At 34.4% G+C, this 22,877-nt stretch carries 20 protein-coding genes and 1 pseudogene; 15 read left to right on the top strand and 6 right to left on the bottom strand.

What is annotated here, in order from left to right:
• The first annotated feature begins 28 nt into the window (after window positions 1-28).
• From DR871_RS06680 to DR871_RS06670, 3 genes and pseudogenes are all read left to right on the top strand, one after another.
• Window positions 29-1,786 (top strand): adenylate/guanylate cyclase domain-containing protein, encoded by a 1,758-nt coding sequence (locus DR871_RS06680; protein ID WP_242497082.1) that lies wholly within the window; start codon window positions 29-31, stop codon window positions 1,784-1,786.
• 107 nt (window positions 1,787-1,893) lie between these two features.
• A pseudogene (locus tag DR871_RS06675) lies at window positions 1,894-2,331 on the top strand (DUF6526 family protein).
• A 97-nt stretch (window positions 2,332-2,428) separates the two neighbouring features.
• The gene (locus tag DR871_RS06670) at window positions 2,429-2,998 is read left to right on the top strand and encodes a pentapeptide repeat-containing protein (RefSeq protein WP_113665994.1); all 570 of its coding nucleotides are present in this window, start codon (window positions 2,429-2,431) and stop codon (window positions 2,996-2,998) included.
• Between the two features lie 4 nt (window positions 2,999-3,002).
• Here DR871_RS06670 and DR871_RS06665 read toward each other — a convergent pair whose 3' ends face one another.
• From DR871_RS06665 to glyA, 5 genes are all read right to left on the bottom strand, one after another.
• Window positions 3,003-3,683, bottom strand: coding sequence for an ABC transporter ATP-binding protein (locus tag DR871_RS06665; RefSeq protein ID WP_113665995.1), 681 nt, complete (start codon window positions 3,681-3,683; stop codon window positions 3,003-3,005).
• A gap of 2 nt (window positions 3,684-3,685) precedes the next feature.
• Window positions 3,686-4,942 carry an ABC transporter permease gene (locus DR871_RS06660; protein ID WP_113665996.1) on the bottom strand — a complete coding sequence of 419 codons (1,257 nt, stop codon included), beginning with the start codon at window positions 4,940-4,942 and terminating at the stop codon, window positions 3,686-3,688.
• The gene (locus DR871_RS06655) at window positions 4,942-6,036 is read right to left on the bottom strand and encodes an efflux RND transporter periplasmic adaptor subunit (protein WP_113665997.1); all 1,095 of its coding nucleotides are present in this window, start codon (window positions 6,034-6,036) and stop codon (window positions 4,942-4,944) included. Before DR871_RS06655 ends, DR871_RS06660 begins: the two co-directional genes overlap by 1 nt.
• A 248-nt stretch (window positions 6,037-6,284) precedes the next feature.
• Window positions 6,285-6,878, bottom strand: coding sequence for a tRNA-(ms[2]io[6]A)-hydroxylase (gene miaE, locus DR871_RS06650; RefSeq protein WP_113665998.1), 594 nt, complete (start codon window positions 6,876-6,878; stop codon window positions 6,285-6,287).
• A 159-nt stretch (window positions 6,879-7,037) separates the two neighbouring features.
• Window positions 7,038-8,312: a serine hydroxymethyltransferase gene (gene glyA, locus DR871_RS06645; RefSeq protein ID WP_113665999.1), complete on the bottom strand. Its 1,275-nt coding sequence runs from the start codon at window positions 8,310-8,312 to the stop codon at window positions 7,038-7,040.
• Window positions 8,313-8,420: 108 nt separating this feature from the next.
• On the opposite strand from glyA, the gene fahA reads away from it, so the two are divergent.
• From fahA to argH, 12 genes are all read left to right on the top strand, one after another.
• Window positions 8,421-9,704, top strand: a complete 1,284-nt coding sequence (fahA, locus tag DR871_RS06640; protein ID WP_113666000.1) for a fumarylacetoacetase — start codon at window positions 8,421-8,423, stop codon at window positions 9,702-9,704.
• Window positions 9,705-9,860: 156 nt separating this feature from the next.
• Window positions 9,861-11,045: a hypothetical protein gene (locus DR871_RS06635; protein WP_113666072.1), complete on the top strand. Its 1,185-nt coding sequence runs from the start codon at window positions 9,861-9,863 to the stop codon at window positions 11,043-11,045.
• A 474-nt stretch (window positions 11,046-11,519) separates the two neighbouring features.
• Window positions 11,520-12,137, top strand: a complete 618-nt coding sequence (locus DR871_RS06630) for a GNAT family N-acetyltransferase (protein WP_113666002.1) — start codon at window positions 11,520-11,522, stop codon at window positions 12,135-12,137.
• Between the two features lie 135 nt (window positions 12,138-12,272).
• Complete coding sequence (locus tag DR871_RS06625) at window positions 12,273-13,466, top strand: argininosuccinate synthase (RefSeq protein WP_113666003.1); 1,194 nt, start codon at window positions 12,273-12,275, stop codon at window positions 13,464-13,466.
• A gap of 190 nt (window positions 13,467-13,656) precedes the next feature.
• Complete coding sequence (gene argC / locus DR871_RS06620) at window positions 13,657-14,634, top strand: N-acetyl-gamma-glutamyl-phosphate reductase (RefSeq protein ID WP_113666004.1); 978 nt, start codon at window positions 13,657-13,659, stop codon at window positions 14,632-14,634.
• Window positions 14,635-14,759: 125 nt separating this feature from the next.
• Entirely contained in the window at window positions 14,760-15,896 is a 1,137-nt protein-coding gene (locus DR871_RS06615) for an aspartate aminotransferase family protein (RefSeq protein WP_113666005.1), read from the top strand.
• 161 nt (window positions 15,897-16,057) lie between these two features.
• The gene (locus DR871_RS06610; RefSeq protein ID WP_113666006.1) at window positions 16,058-17,254 is read left to right on the top strand and encodes a glutamate-5-semialdehyde dehydrogenase; all 1,197 of its coding nucleotides are present in this window, start codon (window positions 16,058-16,060) and stop codon (window positions 17,252-17,254) included.
• Between the two features lie 143 nt (window positions 17,255-17,397).
• Entirely contained in the window at window positions 17,398-18,159 is a 762-nt protein-coding gene (gene proB, locus DR871_RS06605) for a glutamate 5-kinase (RefSeq protein ID WP_113666007.1), read from the top strand.
• A 73-nt stretch (window positions 18,160-18,232) separates the two neighbouring features.
• On the top strand, window positions 18,233-19,180 hold the full coding sequence (locus DR871_RS06600) for an N-acetylornithine carbamoyltransferase (protein WP_113666008.1): 948 nt from the start codon (window positions 18,233-18,235) through the stop codon (window positions 19,178-19,180).
• Complete coding sequence (gene argB / locus DR871_RS06595) at window positions 19,170-19,955, top strand: acetylglutamate kinase (RefSeq protein WP_113666009.1); 786 nt, start codon at window positions 19,170-19,172, stop codon at window positions 19,953-19,955. The genes DR871_RS06600 and argB overlap by 11 nt, the downstream gene beginning before the upstream one ends.
• Window positions 19,952-21,028, top strand: coding sequence for a M20 family metallo-hydrolase (locus tag DR871_RS06590; RefSeq protein WP_113666010.1), 1,077 nt, complete (start codon window positions 19,952-19,954; stop codon window positions 21,026-21,028). The genes argB and DR871_RS06590 overlap by 4 nt, the downstream gene beginning before the upstream one ends.
• 59 nt (window positions 21,029-21,087) lie before the next feature.
• Window positions 21,088-22,368, top strand: a complete 1,281-nt coding sequence (gene argH, locus DR871_RS06585) for an argininosuccinate lyase (RefSeq protein ID WP_113666011.1) — start codon at window positions 21,088-21,090, stop codon at window positions 22,366-22,368.
• 101 nt (window positions 22,369-22,469) lie between these two features.
• Here the strand turns inward: argH and ytxJ are convergent, their stop codons facing one another.
• Window positions 22,470-22,862: a bacillithiol system redox-active protein YtxJ gene (gene ytxJ / locus DR871_RS06580; protein WP_113666012.1), complete on the bottom strand. Its 393-nt coding sequence runs from the start codon at window positions 22,860-22,862 to the stop codon at window positions 22,470-22,472.
• Between the last annotated feature and the right edge of the window lie 15 nt (window positions 22,863-22,877).

Genomic DNA, 22,877 nt, shown 5'->3' with positions numbered 1-22,877 from the left:
CCTAAGTTCTTTTGCACAAAATCAAAAAGTGGCTGATAGTCTTGTGAAGATCTATCATAAAAATAGCCTGGCCAATTCTGAGAAATTAGAATTACTGAGAAATTTATCTTTTAATGAAGTTAATAATCTCGAATTGTCACTAAAATATGCCGATGAACTTATTGCGCTCTCTCAGTTAGAAAAAAACTATTTGTATCTACATCGCGGATATTACCAAAAAGGGAATAAAAATAGGCTCAGAGGCGATTTAGACAAAGCCTTAAACGCATTTTTCAAAAGTGTTGAAGCAGCAATCAAAGCTAAATTTATTATTGGCGAAGGCGTGGCTTACATGTCTATTGCTGATGTATATTCTATTATGGGGAATGCTGATAATGCCGAAATTTACTACAAAAAATCAATCCATTTATTAAGGAAGACAGATGATTCTATATCGTTAGCCAGTGCATTATTAAATGCTGGAGACGAATATTCCAAAAACAAAAGATACAATTTAGCTTTGAAATATTTCAAAGAATCAAGTATCATTTTTGATAAGGCTAATTATTTAATTGGCACTGCGTATAGTTTGGGTAATATTGGAATGGTTCATGCAAAACTGGGCAACAATAATCTTGCAAAGGCCTATATTAGTAAAGCTATAAAAATTCTGGAAAAATTAAAAGATTACTATGCCATTTCAGAATACCTATCCTACATGTCTGACATTTATTTAGCATTAAATGATTGGGAAACTTCTCTCAGCTATGCTAAACGAAGTCTGAACTTGGCTCAAAAATATGGACTTAAAGAACAAATCAGCAATGCTAACCTGAAACTGTCACAACTGTATCAGAAAACTGGAAACATGGCGGCATCATTCTCATATTACAAGAATCATATTGCATACAGGGACAGCTTAACCAACCTAAAATCAATGCAACAAATGGCGGATATACGAACGAATTATGAAGTTTCACAAAAGCAAACTGAAGTCGATTTACTCGAAAAAGATTCGGAAATCCAGAAATTGAAAGATAAAAGACAACAAAACATCATATACATAACAGCAATTTCTTTATTCTTAGTTCTGGTAATCACAATCGGATTTTACCGACGCTATAAATTTGTAAAAAAAACGAACAGCATTATTGAAGAAGAAAAAAATCGTTCTAATAATCTATTGCTGAATATTTTGCCGGAAGAAACGGCTCTTGAATTAAAGAAAAACGGAAAAGTACAAGCTAAAAAATTCGAATCGGTGACGGTTTTATTTACTGATTTTGAAGGATTTACAAACTATGCTGAAAAACTGCCTCCCGAGAAACTAGTGGAAAGCATCGATTACTATTTCTCGAAATTTGATACCATTATGGAAAAATACAACCTTGAAAAGATAAAAACCGTTGGTGATGCTTATATGTGCGCAGGTGGTTTACCATTTCCGACTGGAGATCATGCTTATAAAATGACACTCGCAGCACTCGAAATTGCCCGGTTTGTGGACATATCCGAAGAATTAATTACACAAAACCAAACTCATTTTAAAATAAGAATCGGTATTAATACTGGCCCTTTAGTAGCCGGAGTGGTTGGGATCAAGAAATTTTCGTATGACATTTGGGGCGATACCGTAAATATTGCTTCCCGTATGGAATCGAATTCTGAGCCAGGAAGAATTAATATTTCTGAACATACGTATCAGATTATCAAAAATGACTTTGATTGTGAATATAGAGGCGAGATTGAAGTCAAAAATAAAGGAATGATGAAAATGTATTTCGTCAACGATTCTATTACACAGTAAAATTAAATATTGGAAATGAAACACTTTTAGTCAATCTCAAAAGTATTTTTATCCTCTTAAGAAGTAAAATTCCATAAGCTAACGGTTTTTACTATCTTTAAAAAAAAATGATGAAATCACAATCCTATAAAAATCACATTCGCTATTATCCACCGCATCATTTTGTTTATTATCCAATAATCATGACATTGCTGGCTTTCAGCATATATTTTAGTTGCACCACTGAAGATTCTTTAATTTGGATATTTATCAGCGCTGTTTTTGTTGTCCTTTTTTGTCTGGCTTTCATTTTGCGCCAGCATTATGCATTGACTTTGTAAAATCGAATCGTACGGTTGGAACTGAGGTATCGCTATTTTACTATTACAGGAAAAAGACTGGAAGAATTTGAACATCAATTAAATGACGACCAACTATTTGCGTTACGTTTTGCCCCAGACGATGAATTTCCAGCGCTTACGCAAAGAGCGTTGCATGAAAATCTTTCGGGAAAGGAAATTAAAAAAGCGATTCAGCACTGGAAAGGCGACTACGAAAGAGTTTAAATCTAAAATAATACTCTAATTTATCCTAGATAACGATTCAGATTTTTGTTTCTTTGTTCCGAAAAACAGCACTAAAAGCTGAATTTAAAACCCATAAATGGCAGAATATTTTCTAGATTTTGAGTATAAGGACATCACGTACCAAGAGGAAGAAGTCAATTTCAAGGAATTTGAATGTTGTACGTTTACCAATTGTAATTTTTCTCAATGTACTTTTGTAGCGGTTACTTTTATTGATTGCACCTTCAATGATTGTACTTTTAGCAATGCCAAAATTAATTATGTAGCCTTTAGAACCGTAACTTTCAATCGCTGTGAAATCAAAGACGTGAATTTTGCCATGTGCGATAAATTAATTTTCGAAATTGCTTTTAATGATTGTGTTTTGGATTTCTCCAAATTTTATACTTTAAAAATAAAAGGAACATCCTTCACTAATTGCAGTATTATTGCGGTAGATTTCATGAGCACTGATTTGACCGAAGTCGTTTTTGAAAACTGCGATTTATACCGTTCTGAATTTGCGAAAGCAATTGCCAACAAAGCTGATTTTAGAACCAGCTATAATTATACGATTAATCCCAAAACAACAAAATTAAAAAAAGCCGTTTTTGCTTTAGAAGGTATAAAAGGATTGCTCTACAAACATGAAATTATAGTAAAATAGTGCTTTAAGAAATTATTTTCCCATCTTCCATGGTAATAATCCTATTGGTTTTTTGGGCAAAATCAGTGTCGTGCGTAACCACCAATAAAGTTTGATTTTTCTCCTGAGTTAATTTATTAAAAATATCAAAAACCAAGTCGCTGTTTTTCTTGTCTAAATTCCCTGTAGGCTCATCCCCCATTATAATCAGTGGATCGTTTATCAAAGCACGTGCAATTGCCACACGCTGCTTTTGTCCGCCGCTCAATTGATTGGGCATCTTCAGTGCCTGATCTTCCATGTTCAGTGTTTTTAAATGTTCCATGGCGCGATGCTCTAATTCTTTATCCGAATATTTAGCTAACTTCATCCCCGGAAGCATTACATTTTTCAGCACATTATATTCTGCCAGTAAGTAATGAAACTGAAATACAAAACCTATTTTTTCATTTCTGATTAATGCCAATTCTTTGTCAGTTTTTCCCGTGACAAGTTCGTTGTGAATCATTATCTGACCGTCATAATCTGTGTCCATCGTAGAAAGTAAATACAATAATGTCGATTTGCCACAGCCAGATTTCCCAACTATCGAAACAAACTCTCCGTGATTAACACGCATACTTATTTCTTTCAATACCTGAAATTTTACAGGATCGTAAAAATATTTACTTAGTCCAATTGTCTCTAAAACAGCATTATTTTCCATTTTTATTTTCCTCTGATGATTTCTACCGGATCTACTTTACTGGCTTTTAAAGCAGGAAAAAGTCCAGCAATGGTCGTTGTAAACAATGCAAAAGTAATTCCAATGATATAAAATAACGGATTGTAATTAATAGGATAGGTTTTCACTGTAGGTAAAGAAGCCGTTTCAAACGGAATCACATCTATGATAGAAGAGAAAACATATCCAAACAGCAAGCCAAATAATCCTCCCACCAATCCAATAATTATAGATAGCGAAACAAAAATCCATTTCACATCATTTCCTGAAAATCCCGTGGCCTTCAAGATCGCAATACTGTCCATTTTTTCATAAATCATCATGTTTAGAATATTATAAATCCCAAAACCGGCAACAATCAGCAACACTACTCCAACGGAATAGGAAATAATACTTCGCACTGAGCTCCCTGTTTCAAACTGAGAATTTGCGGTTTGATAATCAATCGTATCTAGATTAAAGGTGTCCTGAAACTCTTTTGCAACAGCAGGCGCTTCGGCCATATCATACAAATTCAGCTGAATGTCCGTGATATAATTTGTAGGTTCTCCCAATATTTTTTGGGCTGTCGCCAAAGAGGTATAACTCATCACATTATCGATTTCAGCAATTCCAATTTCGGATATACCCACAATTTTAAGCGAAGCCAAATTCCCTTTAGAAGTCGTAATCTTGATGATATCTCCTTTGGTAAGCAACATTTTATCTGACAAACCTTTCCCGATAATAATGCTGTTATTCTGAAGCAGGTCAGCTACTTTTCCTTCAATGATATAATCGCTGATTTTAAATAATTTATCTTCAGATAAAACATCAATTCCATTAATTACCCCTGATATTTCAATGGTCCCCGAATTAAAAAAAACCGGTGAAGTCACCTTTGGCGCAACATCAATAACGCGTGGATCTTGTTTTAAAACAGCCAAAATAGTTTTACTGTTGTAAATGGATTTCCCTCGGTCTTTGGGTTTAATCGAACGAACAAAATTGGTGTTTTTTTTAAATTCCTCGGACAAGAGAACGGGTTGGTTTTCTGAAGGTTTTATTTCGTTGTACAGCAGTACATGAGGCGTTCTATTGAGCATTAAGCCATCCAGTAAATCATTCAAACCATTCATAAAACTAACCAAAGCAATAAACATCGCAATACTGAAAGTTACCCCAATAGCCGCAACAATAGTTTGCTTCAATCGCGCTCGGAGCAAATGCAATGCAATGTTTAAAATGAGTTTAAAGTTCATTATTGAGGTTTATAAATCGTTTCTCCAGCGGTTAAACCTGAAAGTATTTCCACTTTTTGATAATCGCTTAAACCCGTTTTTACTTCGCGTTTTTCGTCTTTATTTACTAAAACATATTTGCCTTGTATTAAATATGCTTTTGGAATCGTAATGGCATTTTTCTTAATCTGAATGATAATATTGGCTTCGGCAGTAAGATTTGGGTAGAGTTTCTCCGGTGGTCTTACAAAATGTGCTTCGATTTTAAAAGTACGGGAACGTTCGTTCATTATTGGGTAAATTTTATCAATGACGGCATCAAAAACCTGCGCTTTATAACTGTCCATTGTCACCAATACTTTTTGTCCCGTTCTCACGCGAACCATATCATTTTCGTCGACTTCCAGTTCCAATAAAAATGAATTTTCCTGACCAATTATTGCCAAAGGAGTTTGCGGCGTAACTAATGTTCCTTCTTTTACCAGGACATCAAATAGTTTTCCGGAGAAGGCGCTTTTGACGCTAAAATCACTTTGGGATTTCTGGTTGATTTTTAGGTTGACAGAATTTCTGCTTTGATCATTCTTCAATTGGGCTTTGAGTTGTGCCAATTGTTTTTTAGCCGATTCGTAATTAATTTTGGAACTTTTATACGCTAATTCGACTCTTTCAAAATCAACTTCCGAAATTCCACCTTGATTCCTGATGTTTTTATTTCGGTTGTAAATGGATTCGTCCAGGGTCAATTTGTCTTTGCTTGATTGGACCTTCATTTCCATTTCGGCAATTTTATCTTGAATATAACGACTGCTTTCCAGACTCAATTGATACGACAATCGAGCATTCTCTGTATTTAGTTCCGCTTTATCACTTTCCAATTCAAATAATGATTGCCCTTTACTGATGGATTGACCGGCGATAACATTTACTTTTTGCAGTGTACCATTTACGGTGGCAAAAACCGTGTACTGCCCATCCGCTTTTATAACTCCGGAGGCATACACCGTTTCTGTAACTTCTCCTACGGTTGGTTTAATTTCTTCTGTTTCATTTTTGGAACAAGAAAGCAGACTGAGCATTAACAAACAAAATTGTACTTGTAATTTCAAACTCATTTCATCTTATATTTATCTTTACAGAATGTTGTAATTTCTTTCTATAAATATACGACAATATCCATGTTGAAGCTACTTTCAGCACTGCAAAATTTGAAATTCTGACACTTTTTTTAAATAATAAAAAATTGAATTTCAATTTTTTAACTTATTAAAACCTTAAATTAAGAAATGATTTAAATAGTATTTTTGAAATGATATATTTTATCTGATTAAAAATTTTATGGGGTTAAAGAAAGGATTGTATTTTATCCGTGAATCGTTTCGTTTTTTCCATAATTAGCAATAACCGATTCTTCAAATTCTAACCATTCTCTCCAGCGTTGTTCTACATCAATTCCTACACCATATTTCCTTGCATAAGTAATAAAAGTCGTGTAATGCCCTGCTTCACTCTCCATCAAATCTCTATAAAAAATAGATAATTCCTCGTCTTGAATATTCTCTGAAAGCACTTTGAAACGTTCACAACTTCTGGCTTCAATCATAGCTGAAAATAATAGACGTTCTACTAAGCTGGAAACCCGGCTTCCTTTGCTGCTTTTTTTCATGTACAAATACAATTCATTCACATAATCATCTTTTCGCTCGCGACCTAATTTCAACCCGCGCTTGATGATTATATTATGAACTTGCTCAAAATGATCGATTTCTTCTTTGGCCAAAGCCAACAAATCCTTTACTAAGTCCTGGTGTTCTGAATTATTTGTAATAATGGTAATCGCATTTGTAGCTGCTTTTTGTTCGCACCAAGCATGATCGGTCAAGATTTCCTCGATGTTTTTTTCTACAATATTCACCCATCTTGGATCGGTTGGTAATTTTAATCTTAGTACAGACATTACAAAATTTGTTTAAAGTTTGAAAAAGTTTAAGGTTTAAAGAAAAAGGTTTAAAATTAAAATTGAGAAAACAATGTAGCATTTAAATACCTAATAGTATTTAATAACTGTTGATTCCAAAACTTTAAACCTTAAACCTTAAACTCTAAAACAAAAAAATTAATATACGAAAATAGCTCTTTCGCTCATCATTTCGTTTACTTCATTAGCTACTGCCTCGATAACATCTTCGTTCGTGTGGTCCACTAAAACTCTGTCAATTAGGGCAACAATAGTTTCCATGTCTTCTTCAACAAGACCACGAGTGGTAATTGCTGCAGTTCCTACACGGATTCCTGAAGTTACAAATGGTGATTTATCATCAAATGGAACCATGTTTTTATTTACTGTAATTTCTGCTTTTACTAATGCATTCTCAGCATCTTTTCCAGAAATATTCTTATTTCTTAAATCAATCAACATCATGTGGTTATCTGTACCTCCTGAAATGATTTCATAGCCTCTTTTTACAAAAGCATCAGCCATAGCATTAGCGTTTTTTTGTAATTGTAAAGCATACGTAAAAAATTCATCTTTCAAAGCTTCACCAAATGCTACTGCTTTTGCAGCAATAATGTGCATTAATGGACCACCTTGATTTCCAGGAAAAACAGCCAAGTCTAATAAAGAAGACATCATTCTGATTTCTCCTTTAGGTGTAGTTAAACCAAATGGATTTTCAAAATCTTTACCCATCAAGATTAATCCTCCACGAGGACCACGTAATGTTTTGTGAGTTGTAGTTGTTACAATATGGCAATGCGGTAATGGATCGTTCATCAAACCCTTAGCAATAAGACCGGCAGGATGTGAAATATCAGCCAATAAAATAGCGCCAACACTGTCCGCAATTACTCTGAAACGTTCAAAATCCATATCACGAGAATAAGCCGAAGCTCCTGCGATAATTAATTTTGGTTGTTCTTTAGTAGCTATTTCTTGAATTTTATCATAATCTAATCTTCCAGTTTCTTTATCTACTCCATAAAAGGAAGGAGTGTATAAGCGTCCCGAAAAATTAACCGGTGAACCATGCGTTAAGTGTCCCCCATGAGACAAATCAAAACCTAAAATTTTATCACCTGGTTTGATACAAGCGTGGTAAACCGCTGTATTTGCTTGTGAACCGGAATGTGGTTGAACATTTGCGTAAGCAGCACCAAATAATTCTTTGGCTCTGTCAATAGCAATTTGCTCCACAACATCAACTACTTCACAACCTCCGTAGTATCTTTTGCCAGGATATCCTTCTGCATATTTGTTAGTTAAAACAGAACCAGCTGCTTCCATTACTTCGTCACTTACGAAGTTTTCCGAAGCAATAAGTTCTAATCCGTGAATTTGTCTTTCTTGTTCTTCCAGAATAAGGTCAAAAATTTGTTCGTCGCGTTGCATTTTTTTGATTTTCGTTAATTTGATGCAAAAATACAAAAAAACGTTTGGTTAATAGTTAGATTATAATATATTTGATGAGTAATTTTTTAACAAAATAATTAACAAAATATGCCAATAACAGCTAACGATACCAATAGAAAATCATGGCTAGAAGTACCTGTCAACAGTGATTTTCCTATTCAAAACATTCCTTTTGGTGTATTTCTTACCAAAGAAAATATAGTAACCGTAGGAACCAGAATTGGAGATTTCGCCATTGATTTGGGTGCTTTACAACAATTAAATTACTTTGAAGGCATTGAACTGACGGACGATATGTTCATGCAAGACACTTTGAATGATTTTATATCTGATGGTCAAAAAACATGGCGTTTGGTTCGTAACCGAATTGCAGAGCTTTTTGATGTGAAAAATTCGAAATTACAAGATAATGCCAAAGATAGAGACATCATAATTTTCAAGATGGAAGATGTTGAAATGCAATTGCCAGTGCTTATTGGTGATTACACAGACTTCTATTCCAGTAAAGAGCATGCAACTAATGTAGGAAAAATGTTCCGTGACCCTGAAAATGCATTATTACCTAACTGGCTACACATTCCGGTGGGCTACCACGGCAGAAGTTCTACCATTGTTCCATCTGGAATTCCGGTTCACAGACCAATGGGACAAACGTTGCCAAATGGAGAAACTACTCCCGTTTTTGGCTCTTCTCGTTCTGTTGATTTTGAACTTGAAACTGCTTTTATCACCACGGATGTAAATATAATGGGTGAAAACATTCTTGTAACGGAAGCCGAAGATTATATTTTCGGAATGGTTTTATTGAATGACTGGAGCGCACGCGATATTCAAAAATGGGAATACGTGCCGTTAGGACCATTCTTAGCAAAGAATTTTGCTTCGTCTATTTCGCCTTGGATTGTGACTATGGATGCTTTGGAACCTTTTAGAACCAAAGGTCCAAAACAAGAACCAACGCCTCTTCCCTATTTACAACAAAAAGGTAAACATTCTTTTGATATAAATTTAGAAGTAGCAATTCAGCCTGAAAATGGCGAAGCAACGGTTATTTCTCATTCTAATTTCAAATATATGTATTGGACCATGAGCCAGCAATTAGCACATCATACCTCTAATGGTTGCCGTGTAAATTCTGGAGATATGATGGGATCGGGAACCATTTCAGGACCTACTCCTGACAGTTTTGGCTCAATGCTCGAATTGACTTGGGGCGGAAAAAATCCAATAAAATTGAAAGATGGTACGGAACGTAAATTCATCAACGATAATGATACTGTTATTATGAAAGGACATTGTCAAAACGGACATGTTCGCATTGGTTTTGGGGAGGTTTCCAGTAAATTACTGCCACCTTTCGTCAGAAAATAAAAAAATAAACACACCTTTAAAAAACCTAACAATTGTACTATTTTTGTTAGGTTTTTTTATGGCATTATTTTTGGATTTTAATAATCAAAATCTATAGATTTGTTTAAAAAAAACAGCATTGCCATCAAAAAAATCGCATACACAATCGTAACGCTTATGAAAAAAATTACTCTTTTATTATCCTTTTTCGTCCTAATTTCCTCTTGTGGCGTAAAGCAAACCCAAAATTTATTAAGTTCCGGAAATTACGATCAGGCAATTGAGAATGCCGTATCCAATTTGCAAACCAATAAAGATAAAAAAGGCAAGCAAGATTATATTTATTTGGTAGAAGAAGCTTTCGCCAAAGCTAAAGAACGTGATTTGAACACAATAAATTTGTTGGCAAAAGATGCTAATCCAGCGCAATTGGAGAAGACTTACAATACGTATTTGCAATTGAATTCCCGTCAGGAAAAAATCAAACCCTTACTTCCTTTGAAACTGATTAAAGAAGGACGAAATGCGATTTTCCCATTTGATAATTATAACGATCAAATCATTAATAGCAAAAATGCCTTATCCATTTATTTATATGCTAATGCAAAAAAACTAATGGTAACATCAGACAAGATGAATTTCAGAAAGGCGTATGATGATTTGGATTATTTAAACCAGATAAATCCTAATTATAAAGATGTATTGCGATTGATGGATGATGCAAAATTCAAAGGTTCTGACTATGTTTCGGTTTACACTAAAAATGAAACGAACATGATTATTCCGGTTCGTCTTCAGAATGATTTATTAGATTTTAGCACGTACGGGCTCAACGATAAATGGACAGTTTATCATAGCAATAAACAAAAAGGAATCAGTTATGATTACGGAATGATGATTAATTTCCGAGAAATTTACATTTCGCCAGAGCAAATCAAAGAAAGAGAATTTGTAAAAGAACGCATCATTAAAGACGGTGTCAAAAAACTGATAGATGCTAACGGGAAAGAAGTGCTGGACGAAAAAGGAAAAGTAGTTATGGTCGACGACCTGAGAACAGTAACGGCTCAAATTTACGAATTCAGACAATTTAAGTCTTGTCAAATTACCGCTAAAATTGACTATATTAATCTAAAAAACAATCAACTATTACAATCTTTCCCAATAACAAGCGAATTTATTTTCGAAAATATCTATGCCAATTATAAAGGAGATCGACGCGCATCTGACGATAATTACTATTCTTATTTTGACAGAAAACCAGTAGGTTTTCCTAACAGTGAACAAATGGTTTATGATACCGGAGAAGACTTAAAAGCTAAAATTAAAGATATTATAAGTCAAAATAAATTTAGAAACTAAAACTTTAAATTTAATTCCATTATGCAAAACTCCTTGATAATCATGTTGTCAAGGAGTTTTTTTATTTGCAAAAAAATCAACAATACATTATAATTTTGTTACAAAACACAAAAGTAACCTTGTATAATAAAAATATGTGTACTTTTGCATCAATGAATAAAACAAGTTTACATATAACTTCTTTGTCACGGACAAACAGACCTACTACTTCTCCCGAAGTACGGATGCTATCTCTATAGTACCCAAAAGCTGTTTCGTTTTATTATTCATTTTTCATATTTCCGTTTTGAAATTAACCTTATTCCCCATTGGATTTTTACATCCAAAAAAAACTATTTATTTACCACTATTGCATTGTGGTTCAATTTATTGCAAAACAATCAACAGGTTTGATATTGTAGTTAAATTTGGCAAAGAGATATTTCAATTACAAAATTACAAATCATTTTATAACTCAAAAATTCAGCTTTTGAAATGAATATTTCTATTATAACAACTCAGGAAGAACATTATAAATATTCGCAAGAAATATGCGAAACTATAGAATTATCCGCACTATTGAGAGGTACGGGAATTGCTAAGAGAACTCCTGAATACATCCAGAAAAAAATGGAAAGCAAAGATGCTGTCATTGCTTTAGATAATGGCAAATTTGCCGGTTTTTGCTATATCGAAAGTTGGCAGCACGGGAAATTTGTAGCACATTCCGGGTTGATTGTACATCCTGATTACAGAAACTTAGGTTTAGCCAAAAAAATCAAATCATTTGTTTTTGATTATTCATTAGAGAAATATCCAAATGCTAAGGTGTTTGGAATCACAACTGGTTTGGCTGTAATGAAAATCAACTCCGATTTAGGTTATAAACCTGTTCCGTTTTCAGAATTGACCAGCGATCCAAGTTTCTGGGCGGGCTGTAAAACCTGTACCAATTTTGAAATTTTGCAAAGCAAAGAAAATAAAATGTGCTTGTGTACCGGAATGCTCTATGACCCAACAGAAAAACCTAAAGATCCGCCTAAACATCCATTTAATGTCAGAGTATTAAACAGATTAAAATTAATTAAAGAAGCCTTGTTCTTAAAAAAATAATCCCCTCCCCGGCCCTCCCCAAAGGGGAGGGAGCCAAGGAAAACAAAAAACAAAAAAATATAAATTAAAACACTCCCTTTGCGTAATGGCTCCCCCTCCTTCGGAGGGGGCTGGGGGGAGGAAAAAACAATCATTATGAAAAAAGTAGTATTAGCATACAGCGGAGGATTAGATACATCATATTGCCTTAAATATTTAAAAAACGAAAAAGGATATGAAGTTTACACCGTTCTTATAAATACAGGAGGATTTGATGAAGCTGAACTAGCCGCTATTGAAGAAAGAGCCTACGAATTAGGAAGTGCACAACATGCAAATCTTACCATTGTAGATAAATATTATGATAAAGCCATTAAATATTTGATTTATGGAAATGTATTAAAAAATAACACCTATCCATTATCCGTAAGTGCGGAACGTGTTTTTCAAGCCATTGAAGCGATTAAATATGCAAAATCTGTTGGTGCAGAAGCAATTGCCCACGGAAGTACCGGTGCAGGAAATGACCAAATTCGTTTTGATTTAATTTTCCAAACCATTGCTCCCGAAATTGAAATCATCACTCCTATCAGAGATTTGAAATTATCAAGACAGGAAGAAGTGGATTATTTATCTAAAAACGGAGTTCATTATTCTTGGGAAAAAGCACAATATTCCATTAATAAAGGATTGTGGGGAACTAGCGTAGGTGGTAAAGAAACATTGACCTCAAATCAAACTTTACCAAGTGAAGCGTATCCTTCTCAATTGCAAAAAACGGGTGAAGAGAAAGTCACTCTACAATTTGAAAAAGGACAATTAGTAGGCATCAATGGGACTTTGGACGCACCAACAAAGAACATCGTTGCCTTAGAAAAATTAGCCAGCGCGTATGCAATTGGTAGAGATACTCATGTAGGCGATACGATTATCGGAATTAAAGGACGAGTAGGTTTTGAAGCAGCTGCGCCATTAATAATTATCAAAGCGCACCATTTATTAGAAAAACATACGCTGGGTAAATGGCAACAATACTGGAAAGAACAACTAGGAAACTGGTACGGAATGTTGTTTCATGAAGGACAATTTTTAGATCCTGTAATGAGAAACATCGAGGCTTTCCTGGAAGATACTCAAACGACTGTAAATGGAACCGTTATCGTTTCGTTAAAACCATATCACTTTACTTTGGACGGAATCGAATCTGAAAATGATTTGATGAATACCAGTTTTGGACAATATGGAGAAATGAACAACGCTTGGACATCTGACGATGCCAAAGGATTTATCAAAATTCTGGGGAATGCCCAAAACATTTTTTCATCTGTAAATAAACTGACACATGATTAATAAAAAATTTAACCACATAGAAGCATAGAAAAGAAGAGTTAAATAGCCCATTTGTGGATTCACATAGCTATGATTTTCTCTAATAAAGTGAAACGCCTTTCAAAAATTATTAAATCTATGTGGTTAAAAAAAATAAAAATTGAATTGCTCCCAAAGGATTAATTCTAAGTACGTTTTAAAATTTAAAATTATGATTAATATTGGAATAATTGGTGGTTCGGGTTACACTGCGGGAGAACTCATCAGAATATTGATGTTTCATCCCAATGCTACACTTGATTTTGTTTACAGCACAACAAACGCTGGAAAACCACTTTCGGTTGCGCATCATGATTTGATGGGCGATATCGAAATGAATTTTACCGATACTGTAAATCCAAATGTGAATGTTGTTTTCTTGTGTCTGGGTCATGGAAAATCAAAATCATTTTTAGAGCAAAATCAATTTGCGAGTCATACCAAAATCATCGATTTAGGAAATGATTTCAGATTGACCAAAGACAAAGACTTCGATAGCAAATCTTTCGTTTATGGCTTACCTGAATTGAATAAAGCAGCAATTAAAAACGCTCAATTCATAGCAAATCCAGGTTGTTTTGCAACAGCGATTCAACTGGCATTATTACCATTGGCTAAAAACGAAATGCTTACGACTGATGTTCACATTAATGCCACCACCGGAAGCACGGGAGCCGGAGTAACACCTTCGGAAACGACACATTTCAGTTGGAGATCAAACAATATGTCGCATTACAAAACTTTTGAACACCAACATTTGGGAGAAATAAACCAAAGTGTCAACCAATTACAAGCGGATTATACAAACGAATTGATTTTTGTACCCAACAGAGGGGATTTTGCAAGAGGAATTTTTGCCACATTATACACAATAATCGAAGAAAGTTTGGAAGATGTAGTAGCAAAATATGAAGCTTTTTACAAAGACCAACCTTTCGTAACTGTTACGACCACTGGAATCAATATGAAGCAAGTGGTACAAACGAATAAATGTATTATTAGTTTAATGAAAAAAGGAAACCGGTTATTGATCACTTCAGTAATTGATAATTTAACAAAAGGAGCCTCAGGACAAGCAATACAGAACATGAATTTAATGTTTGGATTGGATGAAACCACAGGATTGCATTTGAAACCATCTGGATTTTAAAAATAATTAAATGATTGAAAAATTTAATGATTGAAAAATTATTAGGATTCTAAAAACAGTAAAAGATTTAAAAACGACTTGAATCTTTAAATTTTTCAATTTTTAAATCTTTAAATAATAAAAAAATGAACTTATTTGACGTTTACCCATTATACAACATCACTCCCGTAAAAGCACTAGATTGCACGATTACAGATGAAAAAGGAGTAGAATATTTAGATTTATATGGTGGTCATGGAGTAATTTCCATTGGACACACACAACCGGATTATGTTGCCAAATTAAAAAATCAATTGGATAAAATTGGTTTTTATTCGAATGCGATTCAGAATCCATTGCAAGTAGAATTAGCAGAAAAATTAGGAAAACTTTCCGGATTGGAAGACTATACTTTATTCTTGTGTAGTTCTGGAGCTGAAGCCAATGAAAACGCTTTGAAATTAGCTTCTTTTCACAACAATAAATCGCGTGTAATTGCTTTTGATAATTCCTTTCATGGAAGAACTTCGGCGGCAGTTGCGGTGACAGATAATAAAAAAATTGTTGCGCCAATCAATGCACAGCAAATCGTTACTTTTTTACCATTGAATAACATCGAGTTGGTAGAAAACGAATTAAAAAAAGGAGATATTTCTTCTGTTATAATTGAAGGAATTCAAGGAGTTGGTGGTTTAGACCAAGGAACAACTGAATTTTTTCAGGCATTAGAAAAACTATGCGAGGCTTACGATGTCGTTTTGATTTTGGACGAAGTTCAATCAGGATACGGAAGAAGCGGAAAGTTTTTTGCACACCAACATCATAATATCAAAGCAGATATTATTTGTCTGGCTAAAGGAATGGGTAACGGATTTCCTATTGGCGGAATCTTGATTTCTCCAAAATTCACAGCGAGTTATGGATTATTGGGAACTACTTTTGGTGGAAACCATCTGGCTTGTGCTGCCGGAATAGCAGTTTTGGATGTGATTGAAAGCCAAAAATTAATGGATAACGTAAATGACGTTTACGCCTATTTTTTAGAAGCAATCAAACAAGTTCCTGAAGTTATTAAAGTCAAAGGAAGAGGATTAATGCTTGGTGTAGAATTTGATTTTGATGTAAGTACTCTTCGTAAAAAAATGATTATCGACAAGCATATTTTTACAGGAAATGCTAATAATAAAAACTTATTAAGAATTCTTCCTCCATTAACAATCAAAAAGGAAGCAATTGACACTTTTATTGTAGCTTTAAAAGAAGCTTTGGCAGAATTGAAATGATTTTTTTTTTAAACATATCAGTCATTTAAGTTTTAAAAAACAGAGTCAATAGAATATAGAGATTCTCTGAATTTTATATTTTAAACAAATAAATATTAACCAAGAACTAAAAACTTACATGACTTATATGTTTGGATTTTCCGTCTAAAATAGTAAAACTAATGAACCACTTATTACCAATAGAAAAGCGAAATGCAGTTTTAAGTCGTATGGCCGAACTTCTTGAACAAGAAAGAGCCAATCTTAAAACTATAAATCAGCGCGACATCAAAAAATATTCTGGGGATGACTTGGCCATGGAAAAACGTTTATTGGTTGATGATGCCAAAATTGACGGGATGATTTTATCCATGCAACAATTAGCAAGTCAAGAAGATCCTATTGGCGTGGAGCGTTTTAATTTCGACCATGAAAACGGAATGAAAATCATCAATAAAACAGCGGCTTTTGGAACCATAATGATTATTTATGAATCCAGACCCGATGTTACTGTTGAAGCTGGTGGAATCGCTTTTAAATCCGGAAATAAAATTTTATTAAAAGGCGGAAAAGAATCTTTACTGTCCAATTTAAAAATTGTGGAATTGTGGCATCAGGCTTTACAAGAAAATAATGTTGCGACAGAATGGGTAGAATACCTGAATTACAATCGAGAAGAAACGCAGGCTTTTTTGGAAAAACCAACACAAAAAGTGGATTTAATCGTTCCTCGTGGTGGTGAGAAATTAATCGCTTTTGTAAAGAAACACGCTACCTGCCCGGTGATTATAAGTGGTCGAGGAAATAATTTTGTTTATGTAAATAAGGAAGCCGATTTGAAAAAAGCGCTTGATATTATTATTAACGGAAAGACCTCAAATATATCTGTTTGCAATGCTCTAGATAAAGTATTAATTGATACAAATATTAACAATTGGGAAGCCTTTGCAAAGAAAGTAATTACCGAATTGCAACAAAGAAACGTAACTGTTTTGGGAGATGAAAATATTTCAAGAGTAACAAATATCCCTCAGATCGAATCGGATTTAATTTGGCACGAAGAGTTTCTAGATTATAAAATTGTTATTGGAACAACCAATTCGGATCAAGAAGCAATTGACAAAATAAATAAATATTGTGGCGGACATTCGGCATCCATAATCACAAAAAATGATGCAATTGCCCAGGAATTCATGGAAAACGTGGATACGGCAGCCGTTTATCAAAACGCCTCTACCCGATTTACTGATGGAGGACAATTTGGTTTAGGTGGAGAATTGGCGATAAGCACAGACAAATTACACCAACGTGGACCTATTGGTTTGCAACATTTAGTTACTAATAAGTGGTATATTTACGGAAATGGACAAATCCGATAAAAAGATTTTTGATTGAAGATTAACGATTTTTGATTGCAGATTGAAAAAGTAAGAATTCAGAATATTAACACAACACTTTGCGAACTTAGCGTTTATCAACGTTTAGTTTAAAAATTAACTTTGCGCACTTTGCGGTTAAAAAAATGGCTAAAAAAAGAATTTTATTAAAGTTAGGAAGCAATACGTTGACCAAAGAAACCAATCACATTTCTAGAGGAAAGATTGAAGATATTGGGATGCAAATAGCTACTTTACAAGACGATTACGAATTCATCATTGTGAGTTCGGGTGCTATTGCTGCAGCAAAACAATTTGTAAAATTGGAAAATCAAGACAAAGATGTTTTTGTAAAACAGGCATTGGCTTCTATTGGTCAGCCCCATTTAATGCGGATTTATCATGAAAACTTCAGCGATTTAGGATTGCTGATTTCACAATGTTTGCTTTCTTATTCTGATTTCGAAAAAGAACAATCCAAAGTAAATATTGTGAACACTATTAATGTGTTGGTCAAAAATAATTACATTCCGATTATCAATGAAAATGATACGGTGGCTACGGATGAGATTCGGTTTGGTGATAACGATAAATTAGCCGCTTTAACGGCCGTTTTATTAAATGTTGACATTTTGATTATTGCTACCAATACGAACGGGATTTACACCAAAGCATCCATCCATGATGCCGTTCCTGAAACAATTTCTTTGGTAACCGATTTGAAAGTATTGGAAAAAGAGATTGGCGATTCTAAATCCTCGCACGGAACCGGCGGAATGCAATCTAAAATTGAGGCTTCTGCAATAGCTAAAAACGCTTCTATCGAAACCTGGATTGTCAACGGATTAGAAGACAATTTTATTTTGAAAGCTTTAAGAAACGAAATACCATTTACGAAAATAATTTAATTCGAATATTGGATTTTTAGATTGTTAAATTTTTGGACAATTCATAATTCATAATTCATAATTCATAACTGCAATGAACTACATCTCCATACAAAACATAGATTCACTCGACAAATGGGTGAAACAAGCATTAAAAATCAAGAAAAAACCGCTTAAAAACAAAAAACTGGGTAAAAACAAAACCTTAGGAATGTTATTTTTTAATTCCAGTTTAAGAACGCGTTTGAGTACACAAAAAGCAGCTTTAAATTTAGGAATGAACGTCATGGTAATGAATTTTACCAGCGAAGGTTGGACGCTTGAATTTGAAGATGGAGCCATCATGAACTCAGGTGCTTCTGAACATATTAAAGAAGCCGCCGCAGTAGTTTCGCAATATTGCGATATTATTGCCATCAGAGCTTTTGCAGGATTGGTTGACAAAGAAAAAGACAATGCAGAAACCGTTCTTATGGGTTTCCTAAAATATGCCACGGTACCAGTTGTGAATATGGAAAGTGCGACAGGACATCCTTTACAATCTCTTGCCGATGCTATAACTATGGCAGAACACAAACCTAAACACCGACCAAAAGTAGTTTTGACTTGGGCACCACATCCTAAAGCGTTACCTCAAGCAGTTCCCAATTCCTTTGTGGAAATGATGCAATTGCAAGATGCTGATTTTGTAATTACGCATCCCGAAGGTTACGAATTGAATCCTGAAATCACAAAAGATTCTAAGATTGAATACGACCAGGATAAAGCTTTTGAAAATGCCGATTTTATCTATGCCAAAAACTGGAGCAATTACAAGGAATATGGTCAGATTACTAATTCCGACCCTAATTGGACTGTAACTGCCGATAAAATGAAACTGACCAATAATGCTAAATTTATGCATTGTTTGCCAGTAAGACGTAACGTAATTGTTACGGATGAAGTGATTGACAGCGAAAATTCAATTGTTATCGAACAAGCCAACAATAGAACTTATTCAGCACAATTAGTGTTGCAAAAAATATTGGAAAATGGAAAATAAAAAACCGGTAACGCTAATAAAAATTGGTGGAAACATTATTGATAATCCAACGGAATTATCACAATTTTTATCCGATTTTTCTAAGATTGAGGGGTATAAAATACTTGTTCATGGCGGAGGAAAATCAGCTACCAAAATGGCCGAAAGCATAGGTTTAGTACCTCAAATGATTGATGGAAGACGCATCACCGATGCCGCTATGCTTGATGTAGTTGTGATGATTTATGCAGGTCAAATCAATAAAAATATTGTTGCCCAATTACAAGCTAAAAATACCAATGCGATGGGGTTTTCCGGTGCTGATGGGAATTTAATTCAATCTAATAAAAGAAACCACCCAACCATCAATTATGGTTTTGTGGGCGATGTCAAAAAAGTGAATACACAACTATTGGAAACATTGCTTTCTAATGGTATCGTTCCTGTTTTTTGTGCAATAACACACGATGCAAAAGGGCAATTATTAAACACGAATGCAGATACCATTGCTAGTGAATTAGCCATTGATTTATCGGAAGTTTTTGATGTTACTTTGAATTATTGCTTCGAAAAACTAGGCGTTTTATATGATGCCGAAGATGATTCTTCCGTAATTGAGAACATCAATCAAGAATTATATTCCAAATTAAAAGCCGAAAAAGCGATACATTCCGGCATGATTCCTAAATTAGACAACTGTTTCAACAGCTTATCTAAAGGAGTTCAAAAAATAAAAATTGGTCATCACCGCATGTTACAAGACAAAACCGCATTGTACACTACAATTACACTATGAAGAGTATAGAAATCCTTACACAAGAGGCCATTGCGCTTTTAAAATCGCTGATTGAAACACCTTCATTTTCAAGTGAAGAAGACCAAACAGCCCTTTTAATCGAAAATTGGTTTAAACAAAATAACATCCCTTTCGAAAGAGAGAATAATAATATTTGGGCTTTCAACAAGAATTTTGATAAGTCCAAACCTACTCTTTTACTAAATTCACACCATGATACCGTAAAACCAAACCAAGGCTATACCAATGATCCATTTGAAGCCATCGTAAAAGATGGTAAATTATTTGGACTGGGAAGCAATGATGCGGGTGGTTGTTTGGTTTCGCTTTTAGCCACTTTTGTACATTTTTATTCGAATGAAAATCTGCCTTACAATATTGTGATGGTCGCTTCAGCCGAAGAAGAAAGCAGCGGAAAAAATGGATTAAACAGCGTATTGAAACATTTACCGGAACTGGAATGTGCGATTGTCGGTGAACCAACATTGATGCAATTGGCCGTAGCCGAAAAAGGTTTATTGGTTCTCGATGTCATCGTAAAAGGTACTGCCAGTCACGCCGCCCATAATAATATGGATAATCCTATTTACAATGCAATTCCCTTAATGGAATGGTTTAACAGCTATCAATTCGAAAAAATATCGGAGGTTTTAGGTCCTGTAAAAATGACTGTAACACAAGTAACAGCTGGAAAACAACACAATGTAGTTCCTGCGGAATGTCATTTGGTTGTCGATATCAGGGTGAATGATTGCTATAACAATCAGGAAATTTTAGATACCGTAAGAAAACATTTGACTGCTGAAGTCAATCCTCGTTCCATGCATTTAAACGCATCATCAATTCCTGTTGCTCACGGATTAGTACAAGCCGGAATTGCCTTGGGAAGAACCACGTATGGCTCGCCTACCCTTTCGGATCAATCGGTTTTGAGTTGTCAATCCTTGAAATTAGGACCTGGCGAAACCCTGCGGTCACATTCAGCAGACGAATTTATATTTATAAACGAAATAGAAGAAGGAATTCAATTGTACATTAAAATACTTTCAGACTTCTTTATTCAGACTTCTTAGATTTTTAGACTCCTTAGAAGTCTAAAAATCTAACTGTCTAAAAATCTAAAAATCTAATTATGAAACTTTGGGAAAAAGGAATACCAACCGATAAGCAAATCGAACATTTCACCGTTGGAAACGACAGAGAACTGGATTTAGTTCTGGCAAAATATGATGCTTTAGGTTCTATTGCACATGCAAAAATGCTCGGTCAAATTGGTCTTTTAACAGACTCCGAAATCGTTTCTTTGGTTTTGGCTTTGGAAGAAATCATAAAAGATGCTGAAAACGGTAATTTCGAAATCGAAGACAGTTTTGAAGACGTGCATTCCAAAATCGAATATTTACTGACCGTAAAACTAGGAGACGCCGGAAAAAAAATTCATACCGCCCGTTCTCGTAATGACCAAGTTTTGGTAGACGTTAATTTATATCTGAAAGATGTAGTTAAAGAACTAAAAGAGCAAGTAAAAAGTCTTTTTGACTTACTGATGGAATCAGCAGAAAAGCACCAGAATGTATTGTTACCAGGATACACGCACCTTCAAATTGCTATGCCTTCCTCTTTTGGAATGTGGTTTTCTGCTTACGCTGAAACTTTGATTGATGATATTACGATGTTAAATGCAGCCTTAAAAATTGTGGACCAAAACCCATTAGGCTCAGCTGCTGGTTACGGAAGTTCTTTTCCTATCAACAGAACATTCACCACTCAGGAATTGGGTTTTGAAACTTTAAAATTCAATTCAGTTGCCGCTCAAATGAGCCGTGGAAAATCAGAGAAAACTGTGGCTTTTGCTATGAGTAGTGTTGCTGCTACCCTATCAAAATTCTCGATGGATGTTTGTTTATACATGAGTCAGAATTTTGATTTTATCACTTTGCCTTCGCATCTTACAACAGGTTCGAGCATTATGCCGCACAAGAAAAACCCAGATGTTTTTGAATTAATTCGTGGGAAATGCAACAAGATTCAAGCGTTACCTTATGAAATCACTTTAATTACAAATAATCTTCCAAGTGGTTACCACAGGGATTTACAACTATTGAAAGAAGGATTGTTTCCAGCAATTCAAAACCTGAAAGCCTGTTTGGACATCGCGATTTTTGCAATTAAAGATATTAAGGTAAAAGACAATATTCTTGCGGATCCAAAATACAACTATTTATTTACGGTTGATACCTTAAACGAAATGGTAGTTGCTGGAATGCCTTTTAGAGATGCTTATAAAGCCGTTGCAGAACAATTGGAAAATGGTACTTTTCAATCTCCGAAAGAAACCAAACATACCCACGAAGGAAGTATTAACAACCTTTGTTTAGCAGAAATAAAAGAAAAAATGATGAACGCTTACTAATCATCTCATCGGTTTGTCCACAAAATAAAACCGCAAATTCACTAACTAATGGCTACATTAAATTAGTGAATTTGCGGTAAATTATTTAAAAACAATACTTTTTACAAGACTTTCGTCCCTAACTCCTCCGCATCAATATCACTGTGCGAAACATTATAAATGGCTTTCCCTTCTTTAATTAATATCAATTGCGGTGATTGATGCGTCACTCCAAAACGATTCGCTATTTCATTAGAAATATCACGATGCGCTATTAAATCTAAAAAATAAGGTGTAACTTTATCTGAGCTATTAAACTCATTTTCAAACTGTTTCAGCGCCATCCTACTGACACTGCATCGTGTACTGTGTTTGAAAATGGCTACCGGTTTTTCATTCGACGCAGCGATAATTTCATTTAGTTGTCCTAAATCGGTAAGTTCATTCCAGTTGATTTTGTTCTCATTTGAATTTTTTTCTTCTGAACTATTAAACATATTTTTAAAAAAACTCATAATTGTCTTGTTTTA

It is taken from the genome of Flavobacterium petrolei (assembly GCF_003314435.2).
GTDB lineage: Bacteria > Bacteroidota > Bacteroidia > Flavobacteriales > Flavobacteriaceae > Flavobacterium > Flavobacterium petrolei.
This window is presented reverse-complemented; position numbering and strand designations above follow the sequence as displayed.